Origin of the sequence: Streptomyces sp. NPDC059010 (assembly GCF_042740355.1) — a bacterium.
In the GTDB taxonomy this organism is placed as follows: Bacteria; Actinomycetota; Actinomycetes; order Streptomycetales; family Streptomycetaceae; genus Streptomyces.
Genome location: NZ_JBHYJA010000061.1, coordinates 15,943 through 32,461, shown reverse-complemented (window position 1 = coordinate 32,461; position 16,519 = coordinate 15,943). Strand labels below are relative to the sequence as shown.

The following is a 16,519-nucleotide window of genomic DNA, read 5'->3' as shown; positions in this document are numbered from 1 at the left end:
GGCTCCGCCCCCTGGACCCCCATCGGCCTGAACGGCCTCGTCCTCAAACGCCGGACGGGCTGAAAGGAAGTGAGCGTCAGGCCGACGCCTCTGTCAGCCTCCGCAGCTCCTCCTCCGTCAGCGTCAGGTCCGCCACTCCCAGCAGTGCCGGCAGCTGGTCGAGGGTGCGGGCCGAGGCGATCGGGGCCGCGACCGTCGGGCGGGAGGCGAGCCAGGACAGGGCCACCGTGGCCACCGGCACCTCGTGGGCCTCGGCGATCTCGTCCAGGGCGGCCAGCACCCCGCGCCCCCGCTCGGTCTCCAGGTGCTTGCCGGCGCCCTGGGCGCGCGGGCTGCCCACCGTCGTACCGGCGCGGTACTTGCCGGTGAGGAAGCCGGACGCGAGGGCGTAGTACGGGACCGCCGAGAGGCCTTCGCGCTCGGCGAGGTCCTGGAGTTCGCCCTCGTAGGTGTCGCGTGAGACCAGGTTGTAGTGGGGCTGCAGGGCGACGTACCGGGCGAGGCCCTCGCGGTCGGAGAAGGCGAGGGAGGCCTCCAGGCGCTTCGCCGAGATGTTGGACGCGGCGATGTGCCGCACCTTGCCCGCCTTCACCAGCTCGTCCAGCGCGCCGATGATCTCCTCGACCGGCACGTCCGGCTTGTCGAAGTGGGTGTAGTAGAGGTCGATGCGGTCGGTGCCGAGGCGGCGCAGGGAGGCGTCCGCTGCGGCCTTGATGTTGGCCGCGGTCAGGCCCTGGAAGTCGGGGTGCTGGCTGACCTTGGTGGCGATCACGACGTCGTCCCGGTTGCCGCGTGCCGTCAGCCAGTTGCCGATGATGGTCTCGGACTCGCCGCCCGTATTGCCCTCGACCCAGGCCGAGTAGGAGTCGGCGGTGTCGATGAAGTTGCCGCCCGCCGCCGTGTAGTCGTCGAGCACGGCGAAGGACTGGGCCTCGTCGGCGGTCCAGCCGAAGACGTTGCCGCCGAGCGAGAGCGGGGAGACCTCAAGGGCGGAGGAGCCGAGCTTGCGAAGGGAAGTCATGTCCCTCGCCAACACCCGCACTGGAAGCATGTATTCCACATGCACCTGTATTCCATATGCATCGGAAGGCAACGGAATGCAACGGAAACCGGCGGCCCTGACGTCGGGGGTGTCATCAGGGCCGCCGGTGATCAGCTGTGGAGGAACCTCAGGGCGTGAGGCCCTTGCCGCGCAGCCACGCCATCGGGTCGATGCCGCTGCTGCTGCCGCCGGGGTGCACCTCAAGGTGCAGGTGGGCGCCGGTCACGTTGCCGGTGGCGCCCACGCGGCCGATGACGTCGCCCGTGTTGACCTTCTGGCCGACGCTGACGCTGATCGAGGACTGGTGCGCGAACCAGAGCTCGGTGCCGTCGTCGAGGGTGATCTCCGTCTTGTAGCCGTACGAGCCGTCCCAGCCCGCGAAGGTGACCGTGCCGGAGTGGATCGCCTTGATCAGCGTGCCGGTGGGCGCGGCGAAGTCGAGGCCGGTGTGGTAGCCGGAGGACCAGTAGGCGCCGGCCTGACCGAAGGTCGAGGTGATGGTGTACGAGGAGGTCGGCAGCGTGAACTGCTTGGCCAGCTCGGCGAGGCGCTCGGCCTCGGCCTTCTTGCGGGCCTCCTCCTCGGCCTTGGCCTTCGCGGCGGCGGCCTTCTCCTCGGCCTGCTTCTCCGCCTTGGCGGCCGCGGCGGCGGCCTCCTTCTCGGCGGCGGCGACGGCGTCGGCGGCGGCCTTGCTGTCGATCTGGTCCTGCTGCTGCTCGACCTGGGCGATGATCCGGGCCCGCAGGGCCTCGCCGGCGTCACCGGAGCCCTGAGCGGTCTCCTCGGTCGCCTCGCCCATGGTGCTCAGCGCGGTCGTGGTGTCCTCGGCGGCCGCGGCGGAGTCGTCGTCGGAGATCAGGGGCAGGTCGGGCATGGTGATGGCGACGGGCGGCTTGCCGCTCTGCGCGCTGGCCATGCCGCCCGCGCCGACGGCGGCTATGACACCGACGCCGAGAACCGTGGAGCTGCGGGCGAGTCCCCCGCCCCGCTGCTTGGAGACGCGGTGCCTGCCACGAACGGGACGAATGGACTCCGCGGTGGGGTTCCACTCCTCGAACGGGCCCTCGTCGGTGCGGTAGCGGTCGTAGCCGAAGGTGTCGTTACTGCGCTGACTCGGCACAAACGGGGCTTGCGTAGCAGGCCTGTTGGACGCCACGTGGGCGTGCTCCTTTCCTTCCTTCTCGCCTACCGGGTTAGCTGACGGGTTCGGAGCAGGAAGGTCTCCTACGCGCGTATACCAACCGTGACTTCCCGGCGATATTCGCGCGATTCACCCCAGGGTGGTGGTTCCCCGGCTCCCTTGCGGGACTCGGCGCGTGCGCACGGAGCCGCCTCTTGTGACGGCTGGGACTACCGCGCTGCGTTATCGAACGTTAATAGACCCGGGGTGCGGATTCCAAGCTGTTCCGCTTGATCATTAACGATTTTCGCCTGGACTTACGGGGCACGAGCGGGCCAAATCGGGCGAGTTGGCCAAGGCTCAGGGGCCACACAGGTATTGACGGTATGTCAGTTGTTATGCGGAGGGGGGTCACTCGATCACGTCCGGTGACAACGATCAGGGGACTGTCACGACGGTCAGGGACGGCGTACGGCGATGAGGGCCATGTCGTCCGCCATCCCGCCCCCGGAGTGCCGGCGCACCTCGGCCGAGAGCACGTCGAGCAGCGCGGCCGGCTCGCGCTCGACGTTGGCCCGGCCCGCGAGGCCGGCCTCGGGGTCGTAGAACCGTCCGGTCTCGTCCCGTGCCTCGGAGAGGCCGTCGGTGTGCAGGAGCAGCGTGGCACCGCTCGGGAAGCCGGCCTCCTCGGCACGGTCGGGCCAGGTGCCGAGTTCGGCCATGCCGAGCGGCAGCGCGGGCTCGGTGGCGTGCAGCGAGCGCACGGTGCCGTCGGCGTAGAGGAGGAGCGGTGGGGGGTGCCCCCGGTTGACGATGCGGACGACGCTGTCGCCGTGCGGCAGTTCGGTGAGGACGACGGTGGTGAAGCCCTCGCGGGAGTCGACGCCGTCGCGCCGGGTGCGCTCGCGCGCCAGGGCCCGCTCCAGTCGCTGGGCGACCGCCTCCAGCGTGGCCTCCTGCTCGGCGGCCTCACGGAAGGCCCCGATGACGACGGCGACGGCCCCGACCGCCCCCATCCCCTTGCCGCGCACGTCCCCCACGACGACCCGCACACCGTGCGGGCTGTCCTGCACGGCGTACAGATCACCGCCGATGGAGGCGCCCTCCTGCGCGGCCTCGTAGCGTGCCGCGATCTGGAAACCGCCGATCCGCTCGGCGGGTTCGGGCAGTACGGCACGCTGGGCGGCCTCGGCGATCTCGCGCACGGAGGCGAGGCGCTCGTCGCTGCGGCGGACGAGGAGATTGATGAGGACGGCCAGGACGGAGACGACCACCACGGTGACCAGCTCGGTGATCGTCTCGGCCCGGGAGGGGTCGCCGCGCGGGATACGGAGGGCGAGCAGGACGGCGACGGCCACGACGCCCGTGGCCACCGTGCCGCGCCGTGAGTAGAGGGGGGCGGCCACCAGGGGCGCGGCGGTGAAGAAAGGGGCGCCGGTGAAGTCGGTGGGCGTGACGAAGTCGTAGACGGCTCCGGCCGCGATCAGCAGGGCGGGGAGCAGCCGGACGAACCGGCGTGCGTATGAGATCCGCCGTTCCTCCACGTCACCAGGGTTGCGGAAGCGGGGGCGAGGGGCGAGTGCTGGAGGCCGACCGAGGGTCGGGGGAGCCTGGAAAACACTCAGGGCCGGAACTGAATCAGTTCCGGCCCTGAGCAATCAGTAGCGGGGACAGGATTTGAACCTGCGACCTCTGGGTTATGAGCCCAGCGAGCTACCGAGCTGCTCCACCCCGCGGCGATGACTCAATAGTACGCCATCCGCAGGACCGAACGCACACGGCTTTCCCTCGACGCCGCCGATGAGAGCTGGATCACTAGCCGGCCCTAGGCCGACAGATGCCTGTTCGGTGCCTTCGCCCGGTCCTCGTACTCCGTCAGGACGAGCACCTCCACGCCCTCCCCCGCCAGTGCCCCACTCCCGTCGGCCCCCGCCACGAACGTGTCCGGCTCCCGCCAGGCCGTGACCACTCGGCGCACCCCGGCCTCCAGGATCAGCCGCGCGCACGGCGCGGGTCGCGACGCGCGCCGGGTGCATGGCTCCAGGCTGCTGTACACCGTCGCGGAGGCCAGCCTCGGATCGCCCGGTGTGATCTTGGCGAGCGCGGCCTCCTCCGCGTGGACCACGGGGTCGCCGCCCTCCCGGGAGTGTCCGCGCGCCAGCTCGGTCCCGTCGGCGGCCACCACCACCGCCCCGACGCTGAAGGCCGTCTCCGACGGCGGGCACTGGGCCGCCAGCTCGCACGCCAGCGCCAGCCAGTGCCGGTCCGCGGCGGAGGGAAGGGGTCCGGCACCCGGGGCCGTGGGCTCGTAGCGCATCAGCACCACGTCCTCGATCCGCCGTGTCTCGACCAGCCGCAGTCGCCCGCCCTGGTATCCGCCGGGCCCGAACAGCTTCGGCGCCTTCGCGTCCCCCACGAACAGCGGCGCCAGCACCAGCTGCAGCTCGTCCGCCAGCCCCTGCTGGAGCAGCTGCGTGTGGATGGTGCCGCCGCCCTCGACCATCAGCCGGTCCACACCGCGCACCTCGCGCAGGTGCTGCAACAGGGCCCGCCAGTCCAGCTCCGCGCCCAGTGCGACCACGTCCGCCGCGACCGGCGTCCGCCGCAGCCGCTCCGCGCCCTTCTCCGTCGTATAGACGATCTTCTCGCCGCCCGTGTGCCAGAAGTTCGCCATCGGATCCAGTTCGCCGGACGCGCTGACCGTGACCTTCAGCGGGTACTCCGGCCGGCCGGCGGCCACCCGCGCGGCGCGGCGCTCGGCCGAGTTCACCAGCAGCCGCGGGTTGTCGGCCCGGATGGTGCCGGCGCCGATGAGGATGGCGTCCACGGAGGCCCGTACCTCGTCGACCCGGTCGAAGTCGGCCGGGCTGGACAGGAGCAGCCGCTCGGGGGTGGTGTCGTCGAGACAGCCGTCCAGGGAGACGGCGGCGGACAGCAGGACGTAGGGGTACGACGGCATCGGCGCGCTCTCCGGCTCGGCGTTCTCGGTGGTCAGGGCGGTGCGGACGGTCAGGGCACTCATGGGCTTGGTTCAAGTTTGAAACAAACTTACACTGGTCGCATGACGACTCGCTGGCTCACCCCCGAGGAGCAGCGCGCCTGGCGCGCGTACATCGGCGCCGCCGCACTCGTGGAGGACGCGCTGGACCGGCAGCTCCAGCAGGAGGCCGGCATGCCCCACCTGTATTACTCCATCCTCGCCACGCTGTCCGAGTCTCCGGAGCGCCGGCTGCGGATGACCGACCTCGCGGAGGGGCTGAAGATCACCCGTAGCCGGCTGACGTACGCCGTGACGCGGCTGGAGAAGGACGGGCTGGTGCGGCGCGAGGACTGCCGCTGGGACAAGCGGGGCAGCATCGCGACGATCACCGAGGAAGGGATGCGGGTCCTGGAGCGCGCGGCCCCGGGGCATGTGGAGACCGTACGGTCACTGCTCTTCGACCGGCTGACCCCGGAGCAGGTCGGGCAGTTGGAGGAGATCTTCACGGCGGTCGGCGAGGGGTTCCAGGGGGACAGCGCCCACCCCACCGCGGACGACGTGCCCTGGCGGCGACGGTCCGGCAAGTCATGTTCGTGACGTGCACGACAATTTTGTTGCTTCAAATTTAAAGCATGGGGTAGGGTCCTGACCCGAGGAGCTGCTTCAAATCTGAAGCAGGTCACCACGTACGGAACCCGGAGATCCCGCATGCCCGACTTCACCGCCGCCGCCACCCAGCGCGCCCGTGTCCGGGTCCCGCTGCGCTTCCAGGACGGTTACCGCGTCGACGCCGAACTGGTCACCTTCCACGGCCTGGCCGACGGCCTGGAGCACGTGGCCGTCGTCCTCGGCGACCCGGCCCCCGGCACCACCCCGCTGGTCCGTCTGCACTCCGAGTGCCTGACCGGCGACGTCTTCGGCTCGGCCCGCTGCGACTGCGGCCCCCAGCTGCGCGAGGCCGTCGAGCGCATCGCCGAGCGCGGCGGCGTCCTGCTGTACCTGCGTCAGGAGGGCCGCGGCATCGGCCTCTACAACAAGCTCGACGCGTACGCCCTCCAGGACCAGGGCCTCGACACCTACGCCGCGAACGCCGCCCTGGGCCTGCCCGAGGACGCCCGCGACTACACGGCCGCCGCCCAGATGCTCACCGCCCTCGGCCTCGGCGAACTGGACCTGCTCTCCAACAACCCCGACAAGGCAGACCAGCTGCGCGGCCTCGGCATCGAGGTCCGCGACCGGGTGCCGACCGGCGTCTTCGCCACCCCCGACAACGTCCGCTACCTGCGCGCCAAGGTCCTCCAGACCCAGCACACCCTGCCGCTGGGCGCCCTCGCGGAGCTCGGCGTGGGCTGAACGAACGGCAGAACGAACGGCAGAACGAAGGGGGGGGGGGGGCGGGGGGCTGCCCCCCCCCCGCGGACCTGGTTGATAGGTCGTGGGGGGTGGGTATCGTGTTTAGCCGGGTCTTGACGTTTTTAGAGGCCCCCCCCCGCCCGCTGCGGCCCCCTTGGGGTCTGTGTGGTGTGCACAACCAACCCTACTAAATCATGAATCAGGGTGGGGGGCGCCTCCCCCCCCCCCCCCCCCCCCCCTCGACTGCTGTTCCTACGGTGACCGCTGTTCCTACGGTGCTACGGCGTGACCTTCTGGATCGTCACCCCGCCCACACCCGCGGTCGTCCCGCGCGTGTTGACCAGCCGTAGCTCACCGAAGAGCTGCCGGCCCTCGGGCACGGTGCGGGTCACGGTGACGTCCGCCGAGACCTTCGCGGAGTCGCCCGTGCCGAGCTTCACAGGCGCCGACTCGTCGACCTTGACCGAGCCGAGCGCGGAGGAGAAGAAGGCGTCCCGGTAGTCGTACGCGGTCTTGCCGGACGGTGCCTCGAAGCCGACGACCTCCACGGTGTACGTACCGGCGGCCGGGTCGGCGACGGAGACGGACTCCTCGGCGTCGCCGTCCGCGGACTGGCCGACGAGCTTGCCAGCGGCGTCGTACACGTTCAGGTCGAGGTCGGCGCCCAGGTCGGAGACGTTGCCGATGGCGACGTCCAGCGAGGTCGTGCCCTCGGGCACCTCGATCTTGCTGGTCTGCGTCTCACCGTCGGCGATGGTCGGCCGCGCGGTCTTCGAGGAGCCGAGCGCGCCGCCCTTGAGGTTGCCCTCGACGGCCTCCAGCCTGTTGGTCACCGTCCAGGAGGCGGCGACCGGCGTGCCCACCTCGGCCTCCGGCACGGTCACGGCCTCCGGGTCGAAGGACGCGCCGTAGACGGTGGCGTTCAGCTTGTAGGGGTTGTCCAGCAGGGGCGACGTACGGCGCGAGTCGACCTCGATCTCCCAGACGCCGGGCAGCGGGTCCTCGTAGGAGGCGATGTCCGTCGTCTTCGGGTCGTTGTCGGGGGCGGTGACGCCGTACGGGCTGATGGCGCTGAACTTCGTCAGGCTGCCCTCCTTCAGGCCGCCGAGCGTGACCTGGAGGGACTTGGCGCCCTCGGGGACGGTGACGAAGTAGGACTTGAAGGCGTTGCGCTCCACCGAGCCGGACGCGGTGAAGGTGTGCCTGACCGGCGTGGAGACCACGACCGTCGTCAGGATCTGCTGGTCGACGCCGACCGTCCGCGGGTCGTCGGCCTGCAGGATCGCGCTCTTGATGCCCGCGTTCCTGGGAGCCGCCTGGACCTTGACGGTCACCGGCTTGTTCAGCGGCAGGTCGACCACCTTCGGGCCGGCGATGGAGAAGGTGCGGGCCTTGTTGTTCGCCAGGCGCAGGGTGTGCGGGAGCGAGCCGGCCGGGCCGGAGGTGCGGGTGATCGTGACGTCGTACGTCCGCTTCTGACCTGCCTTGAGGCCGCCCTCACGGTCGTAGACGCCCGTGCCGAAGCCCGGTGTCTTCAGCGCCTGGTCGAGCGCGGTGTCGACCGGGGCCTTGACGGCGTAGTCGTGGGCGGTGGCTCCGGCCTTCACGGCCTTCCAGGCGTCCACGATGTCGATACGGCCCGGGCCCTCCTCGTACGCCTGAAGTCCCTCGATGTGCTTGGCCGTCGAGGTCAGCGCGGTGCGCAGCTTCTGGGGCGTCAGCTTGATGTTCTGCTGCTTCGCGGCGCTCAGCAGCAGCGCGCTCGCGCCCGCGGCCTGCGGGGACGCCATCGAGGTGCCGTTGTACATGGCGTACCCGGCGGGCAGCTTCCAGCCCGCCTCGGCGATCGGCGCGCCGGGCATCCAGGCCGGGATGGTGCTGACCGCGGAGCCGGGGGCGACGATGGCCGGGGTGAAGCCGCCGTCCTCACGCGGGCCGCGCGAGGAGAAGTTGAACAGCTGGTACTTGTTGCGCACGCCGGTGCCGTAGTTGGCGGCGAAGGTCTCCTTGGAGACGCCCGCGCCGACCGAGACGACCTTGTCGGCGAGGCCGGGGTCGCCGATGGTGTTGGCGCCGGGGCCGGAGTTGCCGGCGGAGATGACGAGCTGGACGCCGTAGGTGTCGATGAGCCGGGTGTAGAGCTCGGCGCGGGCGTTGTTGCCGTCGTTCAGCGGGGGCAGACCGCCGATGGACATGTTGACGACGTCGACGCCGCGGTTGGCGACGAGGTCGATCATGCCCTCGGTGAGCGCGACGCTGGAGCAGCCGGGGCCGAAGATACAGGCCCGGGACGACACGATCTTCGCGCCGGGGGCGGCGCCGTTCATGTGCTTGCTGCCGAGCATGCCGTTGGCGGCGGTGATGCCGGCCACGTGGCTGCCGTGCGCACCGGCGGTGAGGCCGATGTTGACGAAGTCGGACTTCTTGCCGACCCAGTCGCCGCCCAGCGGATCCATCGGGACGTCCTTGCGGATCTCCACGACGAAGTCCTGGCTCTCCGGGATGTCGGTCGCCGGGTCGTCCGTGCCGAAGTGGCCCACCTGGAAGCCGTTCTTGTACGGCTTCATCGGGGTGTCGTCGGTGAAGTCGCCGTTGTCGTCGACGTCGACGGTGACCGTGCCGGCCGCCGGGTCGTACAGGACGCCCCAGTCGTCGGTCTTGTCGCCGTCGCGGTTCACGTCGCCGTCGGCGTCGCCGTCCTTGACCTCGCCCTGGTCGGTGACGGCCTCACGGAAGGTGCTGATCCCGTACGAGCCCTGGGGGGCCTTCCAGCTCTTGCCGCCGTAGGTGAAGGACGGGCCGGAGACTGTGGTGGTCATCGCCTGCCAGGTGCCGTCGCCGTCGGCGATCGGGTCGGTGGCGGTGACCCAGTCGACGATCTTGCGCTCGCCGGTCGTGGTCTTCTGCAGCGCGGGACTGGCGAGGTCGACGCCGGTGTCGAGGACACCGATGGTGACGCCGCGCCCGTCCGCCTTCGGGTTCTGCTTCACGAAGTCGACGGCGCCCGTCTCGAAGGACGGGTTGTACGGGTTCTTCGCGGGGGTGTTCTTGTCCGGGCCGGGGTAAGTGGCCGCGGAGGCACCGGACTTGCCGCCGCTGTCGAGGCGGGGCTCTTCGAGGGGTATCTCGTCCCGCAGGTCGATGGCCTGCACGGAGGACAGCTTCGCTGCGGCGGCGATGGCCGAGTCCGCCTTGCCGGTCGGCACGGTGGCCCGTACGTAACCGAGCTTGTCGTACGTCCGGCCGACGGAGCCGCCCTTGACCGCGTCCAGCTCCGCGGCGACCTTCTCGGTCTGGCCGGGCGCCGTGGCGATCATCATCGTGACGGTCTTGTCGCGCTGCGCCTTGGCCTCCGCGAGGAGGTCGGCGTCATCGGAACCGAGCTTGTCGTGGGCGGACTTGACGCCCCGGTCGGCCGTGGCGCCGCCGGTGGGGCCGTCCGCGGCGAAGGCGAGGGGTATGGGGCCGGCCGCGGAGAGTGCCGCGACGAGGCCTGCGGCCACGGCGATACGGGCGGCGCGTGGCGCGCCCGGTATCCGGGCCGGGTGGGGGGTGGGGGGCATGGTGATCCCTGGTGCTGAAGGAACGCGAACGTAGGCATCGGCGGCCGGATCGAGCACCTTCGACCGCCGCGGTCCGGAATGTGATCCCGGATGATCGCCAAGCTTTCCTCAAGGGACCGATTTCTGTTGATAGTTCAGGGTGGGGAGATGGGGGAGTGGCGCATAGTCGCCATGCGTCAGTGGGGACTTAGTGGGGCAGGCTGTGACATTGCTGTGAGCTGTGACATTGCTGCGAGGGGAGGGCGACGAGGGCAACCCCATGGGTGACTCATGGGTCACCCATGGGTGCATCCCCGAGCGGCCCTCCCCCGGCCCGTCAGCCCAGCTGGACCCGGTCGATCAGCCCCGCCGCGGTGAACGCGGACGCCAACTCCTCCCGCCCCTCGGTGAAGTGGGCCCAGCTGTCGAAGTGGACGGGAACGATCCGTCGGGCCCCGAGTATCCGGGCGGCCTCCGCGGCACGCGCGCTGTCGAGGGTGAGCAACTGCCGGTCGAGGACGGCGATACGGGCGGCCCCGGCGAAGAGCACGGCCGTGTCGACCGGCCCGAACCGCTCGGCGATCTCCTGGACCGGCCCGAGCTGGGCGTTGTCGCCGCTGACGTACACCGTGGGCAGACCGTCGCCGGTCAGCACGAACCCGACGACCTGTCCGACCACCGCTTCGAGCCCCTCCCGCTCCCCCGGCCCGTGCAGCGCGGGCACCCCGGTCACGGTGATCACACCCCCGCCGGGCCGCCCCACCTCCACGGACTCCCAGTCCCGCAGCCCCCGAGCCGTACCGCCCAGACGCCCCGCACCGCTCGGCGTGGTGAGGGTGAGCGGCACGTCGGCCAGCAGGGCCCGGCCGGAGACGTCGAGGTTGTCGGGGTGCTCGTCGTGCGAGAGCAACACCACGTCGATACGGCCGAGTTCGGCGGGCGAGACGGCGGCGGCCGCGGTCTTGGTCAGGCCGCGGCCGTCGCCGATGGGGTACTCGCCGGGGGCGTCGAAGGTGGGGTCGGTGAGCAGCCGCAGCCCGCCGTACTCGATGAGCGCGGTGGGACCGCCGAAGACACGGACGGGGACGGGCACGGGGACCTGCTCGGTGGTGGTGATGCTGGTGCTGGTGGTCGTGCTGGTGGTGGCGTCCATCGTCAGACCTCACGGTTGATAGGGGTTCTATCCGTGAGATGAAGGCTAGCCGTTTCTCACGGATAGATGCAATCAATACCGTGAGAATGGCTCGTTGCCTTCCCGCTCGACATGTGCGCCGACTGTGAGCACGACGTAGTCGCCGCAAGCGCGCGCCTCCACGACGGTGCGGTTCTCGCGACCATCCCGCTCCACCCGTGACAGGCCCGGCATCCGCAGCGCTGAGGAAAGTGACCCCGGGCGGGGTCACGGCGCTCACCCTCCGGGGGGAGGTAAGCGGGCGCCGACATGCAGGGCAGGCTCGGTTCCCCCCGTGACTGGGCCTGCCCCTGCTCGCGGCACTCCGCGCCGAAACTGCGGACCGTGCCGGATGTGACACCCCCGAACCCACCTGCGCTGTAGGGGGTGGGCCAGGACCCAGGGCCCCCGTGGTGCCCGCTCACCCCTCTTCATTGAGCGAGCAGTCGCGCACAAGGGCAGGCAGGTGATCCCCCGACACCTGCCTGCCAGCGGGTCAGGCGGTCAGGGCGTCGCTGACATCCTGGGCCGAGGAAGTACGAACGTCGTCGTGATCGAGGTGGGCGTGCAAGAGCTGCTGGCGGACCGTTATCAGTTGCTTGAGCGCCTGGGCCGCGGTGCGATGGGCGAAGTGTGGCGAGCGGCCGACCAGTTCCTCGGGCGACCCGTGGCGGTGAAGCTGCTGCGCGCCGAGGGGCCTGCGGACGCGGACCGTTTCCGCCTGGAGGCACAGACCGCGGGCCGGCTCGACCACCCCAACGTCGTGGGCATGTACGACTTCGGCTCCGACCGCGACCAGCTGTACCTAGTCATGGAACTCGTCGACGGCTGGACCCTCGCCCAGGAGCGGTCCCGGTACGGCGCCCTGCTCCCGCGAGACGCCGTGGCCATCGCCGCCCAGGCGGCCGCCGGTCTGGCCGCGGCGCACCGGCAGGGAGTGATCCACCGGGATGTGAAGCCGGCGAACGTGATCCTGACGGCCGACCGCACGGCGAAGATCGCCGACTTCGGGATCGCGCGCTTCGCCGACATCGCCAGCGGGCTGACCCTCACCGGCAAGATCGTCGGCACCGCCGACTACCTCGCCCCCGAACGTGCCCTCGGCCGCCCCGCCCAACCCGCCTCCGACGTCTACTCCCTCGGCTGCGTCCTGCACGAACTGCTCACCGGACAGCCCCCGTTCAACGGCGCCACCTCACTGGCCGTGGTGCGCCAGCACGTCGACGACACCCCGCTCCCACCCGTCCGGCTCCGCCCCGGGATACCGCAGCCCCTCTCCGACTACGTCCTGCGCCTTCTGTCCAAGGACCCGTCCCGACGCCCCACCGCCGAGGAGACGGCAGCCTGGCTCACCGAGTACCACCGGACGCCGCACCCGCCCACGGTTCCGGCTCCGGTTCCGGCTCCGACTCCGGTCCTGGATCCGGCCCCCGCCCCGGTCTCGCCCTCACGCAGGTCCCGCCACGCGGCCCACTCCCGCCCGCGAGGCCACCGCAGACTGGCCTCCAAAGCCATCTTCTCCGGCACCGGTCTGGCCCTGTTCGCCGCAGCGGCGGCCGCCCTCGGCACGTCCCTGGCCTCCGGCCACGACGAGAACACCCCGACGCCCCACTCGTCGCCCGCGCCCGAAGCCGGGACCCCGAGCCCGCTACCGGGGAAGGGACACCACTCCCACGAATGATGCGGCTGGGGGTGTCTCCGGCATACCCGGAAACACCCCCAGAGAAAATCTCAGCGCGAATCTTTGCGCTCGCGCATGTAATGCCGCCCGAAGTAGAGCATTCCCACCACTCCGCCAGCCACACCGGCCCAACACAGTGCGACTGCCCATGGGGCTATTTCTGCCGTGAGCCAGAGCAAACTCACACCGACCAGCGCTACGGCGGACAGAAATCGCTCCCCATAGCTCCGGTCGCGACGTCCGGTCAGTCCCTGGTGGCCGTGCATGTGTATGCCACGCCCTTCATCCTGATAGTCGTCGACCCTATCCTCGTGTTAAGGGGGGCGACATCGGTGCCACCGCCGCCGCCACCCGTGTCCTGCTTCCGGCAGTAGTAACCGAGCGCATCAAGCTTCTTGATATCGCTCATCGCCTGGTACTTCTTGTACGACGCGATCATGGCGTCCCGCCTTTGCGCAGGCGTGGCTTCCTTCGCCCACGAGTACAAATAGCACCCAACGCTGGCGCCAATCCCTGCGTATCCCGCGCCCCTGGCCAGGGCCTTGCGGAAACCTGCGGCACCGGTGCCAATACCCATGAGCGTGCAGATTTCATTGGCTCCGACGCGGGCCTGCCCCGCACCTGCCGGCGAAGCCGCATAGGCGGTGTTCACACCGATGCCGCACATCGTGCCGGCAATAGCGGTGGCAGTCACGGCAGAAATTACCTTGCTTCGCATGCTCACGAAGTCATTCCCCCTACATTCAGCAATCACTGGTCAGGCAATTGCTTGATCATTACGAGGGGGACGCTACCAGCGGGGACATGCGTACGCAATAGCGAATTACCCAGGCGAAGGCAAGTCCTTGACGATTTCTTACTTAGGTCACGCCTGTTACATCGGGCGAATTTCGCGTAATTCACAGACCAGGCATCTCGCCCAGGCTACGAAAGCGGCCCCAAGATCTCCTGGGACTCGATGAGCCCCTGTTCGCTGGGCGCCTTGCCGTCGTCGAAGACGCGGGCGGCCTGTCGGGCCCGGAATTCGACGTGGGCTTCGGCGGGCTTGGCGTAGCCGTGGCGGGCGCGGGCTTCCGCGGGCGTCAGTACTTCCTCTGTGCGGGGAGGGATGCCGAGCTTCATCGGCGCGATCACCGCAACCGTGGAGGGCGACAGCCGCGCTATCAGGCGCAGTTCGGCCTTGGGGCTGAGGTGGGCGAGCGCGAACGCCGTCTTCATCACGGGCACGATGAGCAGGTCGAGGAGGCGGGACTGCCGGATCCCGGCCATCTCACGCATCCAGCGCGGCATGGTGGCGACCGTGGCGATCCGCTGCGCCTTGGCGACGGCCAGGCTCGCCGGCTTCGCCCAGCGCGGCGTCGGCGGCAGTACGAGCTCGCTCCTCAGCAGGTGGTTCATGGCCTGCCGGGCGATCGGGCTGGCGGACAGCCGCGGACGCATCTCTTCGAAGTAGGCCCGGACGCCGTCCCGGCTGCCGGGGATGTCGTCGGGGGAGCAGGTCTGCAGTTCCGCGGCGACCGCGCACGCCTCCCAGTACTCCTTCTCCTCCTCCGCCGTGAGCTTCCCGGGCCCGTACCTCTCGTACGCGTAGAGGATCGAGTGCCAGCCGGTCAGCTGGATCCACAACTGCGAGGCGGGGTCGTTGGCGTCGTAGGTCCCGCCGCCGTACGGAAGGTGGCCGATCGCCTTGGAATGGACCTTGACCAGGACGTCCGCGGCCTTGCACACCTCCCGCGAACCGGCGAAGGCCACCATCGCGAAGTACCGCAGGGTCCGGTCGTAGCGGGTGCGGGAGCGCCGGTAGATGCCCTGGGTCGCGTGGACGGCGGCCACCAGCGGCGGGTCGAGTTCCTCCACGACCACGGCCCGCTGGAACCCCACCGTCGGCGCGGTCGGATAGCTCCAGACCTTCCACACCACCGAACCCGGACCGAAGAAGCCGTAGTCCTCGTGCGGTTCGACCTCACTGCGCTTCAGCTTCACCATGGAGCCGCTCCTTGATTACGACACTGCTGTCTTAAATTAAGACACGGATGTCGTAAACTGCCAAGGTGTCAGCACCCATCTCTTCGGAAGACAGGCCACGCAAGCGACGCCCTTACGCCGCGCGCGTCCCGATCGCCGAACGCCGTGAGCAGCTGCTCGACGCGGCCCTCGCCGTGATCGTGAGCGACGGCTACGACCGGGTCTCCATCGATGCCATAGCGAAGAAGGCCGATGTCGCCCGATCGGTGGTCTACGGCGCGTACGACAACCTCGACGCCCTGCTGACCGCGCTGCTCGACCGGCAGCAGGCACGCGCCTTCGGACGGCTGCTGGAGACGATCCCCAGCATGCAGGACCCGCGCGACCCCGCCGCGTTCGCCGCCGAGGCGGTCCGCCGGATGTCCGCGATGCTCCGCGAGGACCCGGACACATGGCGGCTGATCCTGCTGACTCCGGGCAACATGCCCACGGTCGTACGCGACCGCATCGAGGCGGACCGCGAGCGCTTCCGGCGCCGCGTCGCGCAATGGCTCTCCCACGCCCTGGCCGACCGAGGCGGCCCCGCACTCGACCCCCAGGTCCTCGCCCACGCCCTCGTCGCCTGCGCGGAACACTTCGGCCGCACCGCACTCACCGATCCCGGCCGATTCGACCCGTCCCACCTGGTCGACCAGGTACAGCTGATCCTCGGCACCATCTGGCCGCCCGCACATTGACGACGAGTCAGCGTTGCACCGCAGGTCAGCGGGGTAATCCCGCCCGGGATCAGGATCAGTCGGCTTGGGCCGTCGGCGACGTCGCCGACGTCGCGGTCGTTCGGTCCGGGCGGTCCGGGCGGTCCGGGCGGTCCGGGCGGAGGAAGAGTGTGAGAACCGGCGCGAGGTAGAGCGCCCAGAACGTGGCCTGCAGCACGCTGGGGTTCGGCTGGAAGTTGAAGATGCCCTTGAGGAGGGTGCCGTACCAGCTGTCCGGGGGGATCGTCGCGCTGATGTCGAACAGGCGGTTGTCCAGGCCGGGCAGGATGCTCGCCTCCTGCAGATCGTGGACGCCGTACGCGAGTACTCCCGCCGCGACGACGACGAGCAGGGCCCCGGTCCAGGTGAAGAACTTCGCGAGGTTGATCCGCAGGGCGCCGCGGTAGAACAGCCAGCCGAGGACGACGGCCGTCGCCAGCCCGAGGACGGCGCCGACCAGGGGGCGGGACCCGTCGTCCGTGGCCTGCACGGCGGACCAGACGAACAGGGCGGTCTCCAGGCCCTCGCGGCCGACGGCCAGAAACGCGGTCGCCACGAGCGCGCCGGTGCCGATGGCCAGGGCCTGGTCCAGCTTTCCGTGCAACTCGGCCTTCAGGTGCCGGGCGGTACGGCGCATCCAGAAGACCATCCAGGTCACCAGGGCGACGGCGATGATGGACAGGGTGCCGCCGAGCATCTCCTGGGCCTCGAAGGTCAGTTGGGCGGAGCCGAACTGCAGCACCGCGCCCACGCTCAGGCTGAGGGCGACCGCGATGCCCACGCCGAGCCAGATCGGCGGCAGCTTGCTCCGGTTGCCGGTCCTGACCAGGTAGGCGACCAGGATGCAGACGACGAGGCCGGCCTCAAGGCCCTCACGCAGGCCGATGAGGTAGTTGGCGAACATACGGTC

At 70.0% G+C, this 16,519-nt stretch carries 13 protein-coding genes, 1 tRNA gene and 1 riboswitch; of the genes, 4 read left to right on the top strand and 10 right to left on the bottom strand.

The genetic code is table 11. The annotated features are described in order from the left end of the window. Positions 1-76: 76 nt before the first annotated feature. From ACFWYS_RS41775 to ACFWYS_RS41755, 5 genes are all read right to left on the bottom strand, one after another. The gene (locus ACFWYS_RS41775; RefSeq protein WP_384781370.1) at positions 77-1,021 is read right to left on the bottom strand and encodes an aldo/keto reductase; all 945 of its coding nucleotides are present in this window, start codon (positions 1,019-1,021) and stop codon (positions 77-79) included. Positions 1,022-1,169: 148 nt separating this feature from the next. After that, entirely contained in the window at positions 1,170-2,198 is a 1,029-nt protein-coding gene (locus ACFWYS_RS41770) for a M23 family metallopeptidase (protein ID WP_384781368.1), read from the bottom strand. A gap of 11 nt (positions 2,199-2,209) precedes the next feature. Beyond that, positions 2,210-2,367, bottom strand: a riboswitch (cyclic di-AMP (ydaO/yuaA leader). A 253-nt stretch (positions 2,368-2,620) separates the two neighbouring features. Continuing rightward, a complete protein-coding gene (locus ACFWYS_RS41765) occupies positions 2,621-3,706 on the bottom strand; it encodes a PP2C family protein-serine/threonine phosphatase (RefSeq protein WP_384781366.1) in 1,086 nt (361 codons plus the stop codon). 118 nt (positions 3,707-3,824) lie between these two features. Continuing rightward, positions 3,825-3,898: transfer RNA gene (locus tag ACFWYS_RS41760), tRNA-Met, on the bottom strand. Between the two features lie 89 nt (positions 3,899-3,987). Next, positions 3,988-5,121, bottom strand: a complete 1,134-nt coding sequence (locus tag ACFWYS_RS41755) for a dihydrofolate reductase family protein (RefSeq protein WP_384781395.1) — start codon at positions 5,119-5,121, stop codon at positions 3,988-3,990. Positions 5,122-5,223: 102 nt separating this feature from the next. On the opposite strand from ACFWYS_RS41755, the gene ACFWYS_RS41750 reads away from it, so the two are divergent. Both ACFWYS_RS41750 and ribA read left to right on the top strand, forming a co-directional pair. After that, on the top strand, positions 5,224-5,739 hold the full coding sequence (locus ACFWYS_RS41750) for a MarR family winged helix-turn-helix transcriptional regulator (protein WP_384781364.1): 516 nt from the start codon (positions 5,224-5,226) through the stop codon (positions 5,737-5,739). Between the two features lie 111 nt (positions 5,740-5,850). After that, positions 5,851-6,495, top strand: a complete 645-nt coding sequence (ribA, locus tag ACFWYS_RS41745) for a GTP cyclohydrolase II (RefSeq protein ID WP_384781362.1) — start codon at positions 5,851-5,853, stop codon at positions 6,493-6,495. A gap of 278 nt (positions 6,496-6,773) precedes the next feature. Here the strand turns inward: ribA and ACFWYS_RS41740 are convergent, their stop codons facing one another. Then, complete coding sequence (locus ACFWYS_RS41740; RefSeq protein ID WP_384781360.1) at positions 6,774-10,058, bottom strand: S8 family serine peptidase; 3,285 nt, start codon at positions 10,056-10,058, stop codon at positions 6,774-6,776. A gap of 316 nt (positions 10,059-10,374) precedes the next feature. After that, positions 10,375-11,190 (bottom strand): MBL fold metallo-hydrolase, encoded by an 816-nt coding sequence (locus ACFWYS_RS41735; RefSeq protein ID WP_384781358.1) that lies wholly within the window; start codon positions 11,188-11,190, stop codon positions 10,375-10,377. 568 nt (positions 11,191-11,758) lie between these two features. Here ACFWYS_RS41735 and ACFWYS_RS41730 point away from each other — a divergent pair. Beyond that, the gene (locus tag ACFWYS_RS41730; RefSeq protein WP_384781356.1) at positions 11,759-12,889 is read left to right on the top strand and encodes a serine/threonine-protein kinase; all 1,131 of its coding nucleotides are present in this window, start codon (positions 11,759-11,761) and stop codon (positions 12,887-12,889) included. A gap of 244 nt (positions 12,890-13,133) precedes the next feature. Here the strand turns inward: ACFWYS_RS41730 and ACFWYS_RS41725 are convergent, their stop codons facing one another. Beyond that, positions 13,134-13,583, bottom strand: a complete 450-nt coding sequence (locus tag ACFWYS_RS41725; RefSeq protein ID WP_384781354.1) for a hypothetical protein — start codon at positions 13,581-13,583, stop codon at positions 13,134-13,136. A gap of 230 nt (positions 13,584-13,813) precedes the next feature. Then, positions 13,814-14,875 (bottom strand): oxygenase MpaB family protein, encoded by a 1,062-nt coding sequence (locus tag ACFWYS_RS41720; RefSeq protein WP_384781352.1) that lies wholly within the window; start codon positions 14,873-14,875, stop codon positions 13,814-13,816. A gap of 65 nt (positions 14,876-14,940) precedes the next feature. On the opposite strand from ACFWYS_RS41720, the gene ACFWYS_RS41715 reads away from it, so the two are divergent. After that, positions 14,941-15,591, top strand: a complete 651-nt coding sequence (locus ACFWYS_RS41715; RefSeq protein WP_384781350.1) for a TetR/AcrR family transcriptional regulator — start codon at positions 14,941-14,943, stop codon at positions 15,589-15,591. Between the two features lie 55 nt (positions 15,592-15,646). Here the strand turns inward: ACFWYS_RS41715 and efeU are convergent, their stop codons facing one another. Further along, positions 15,647-16,513: an iron uptake transporter permease EfeU gene (gene efeU / locus ACFWYS_RS41710; RefSeq protein WP_384781348.1), complete on the bottom strand. Its 867-nt coding sequence runs from the start codon at positions 16,511-16,513 to the stop codon at positions 15,647-15,649. Positions 16,514-16,519 lie beyond the last annotated feature (6 nt).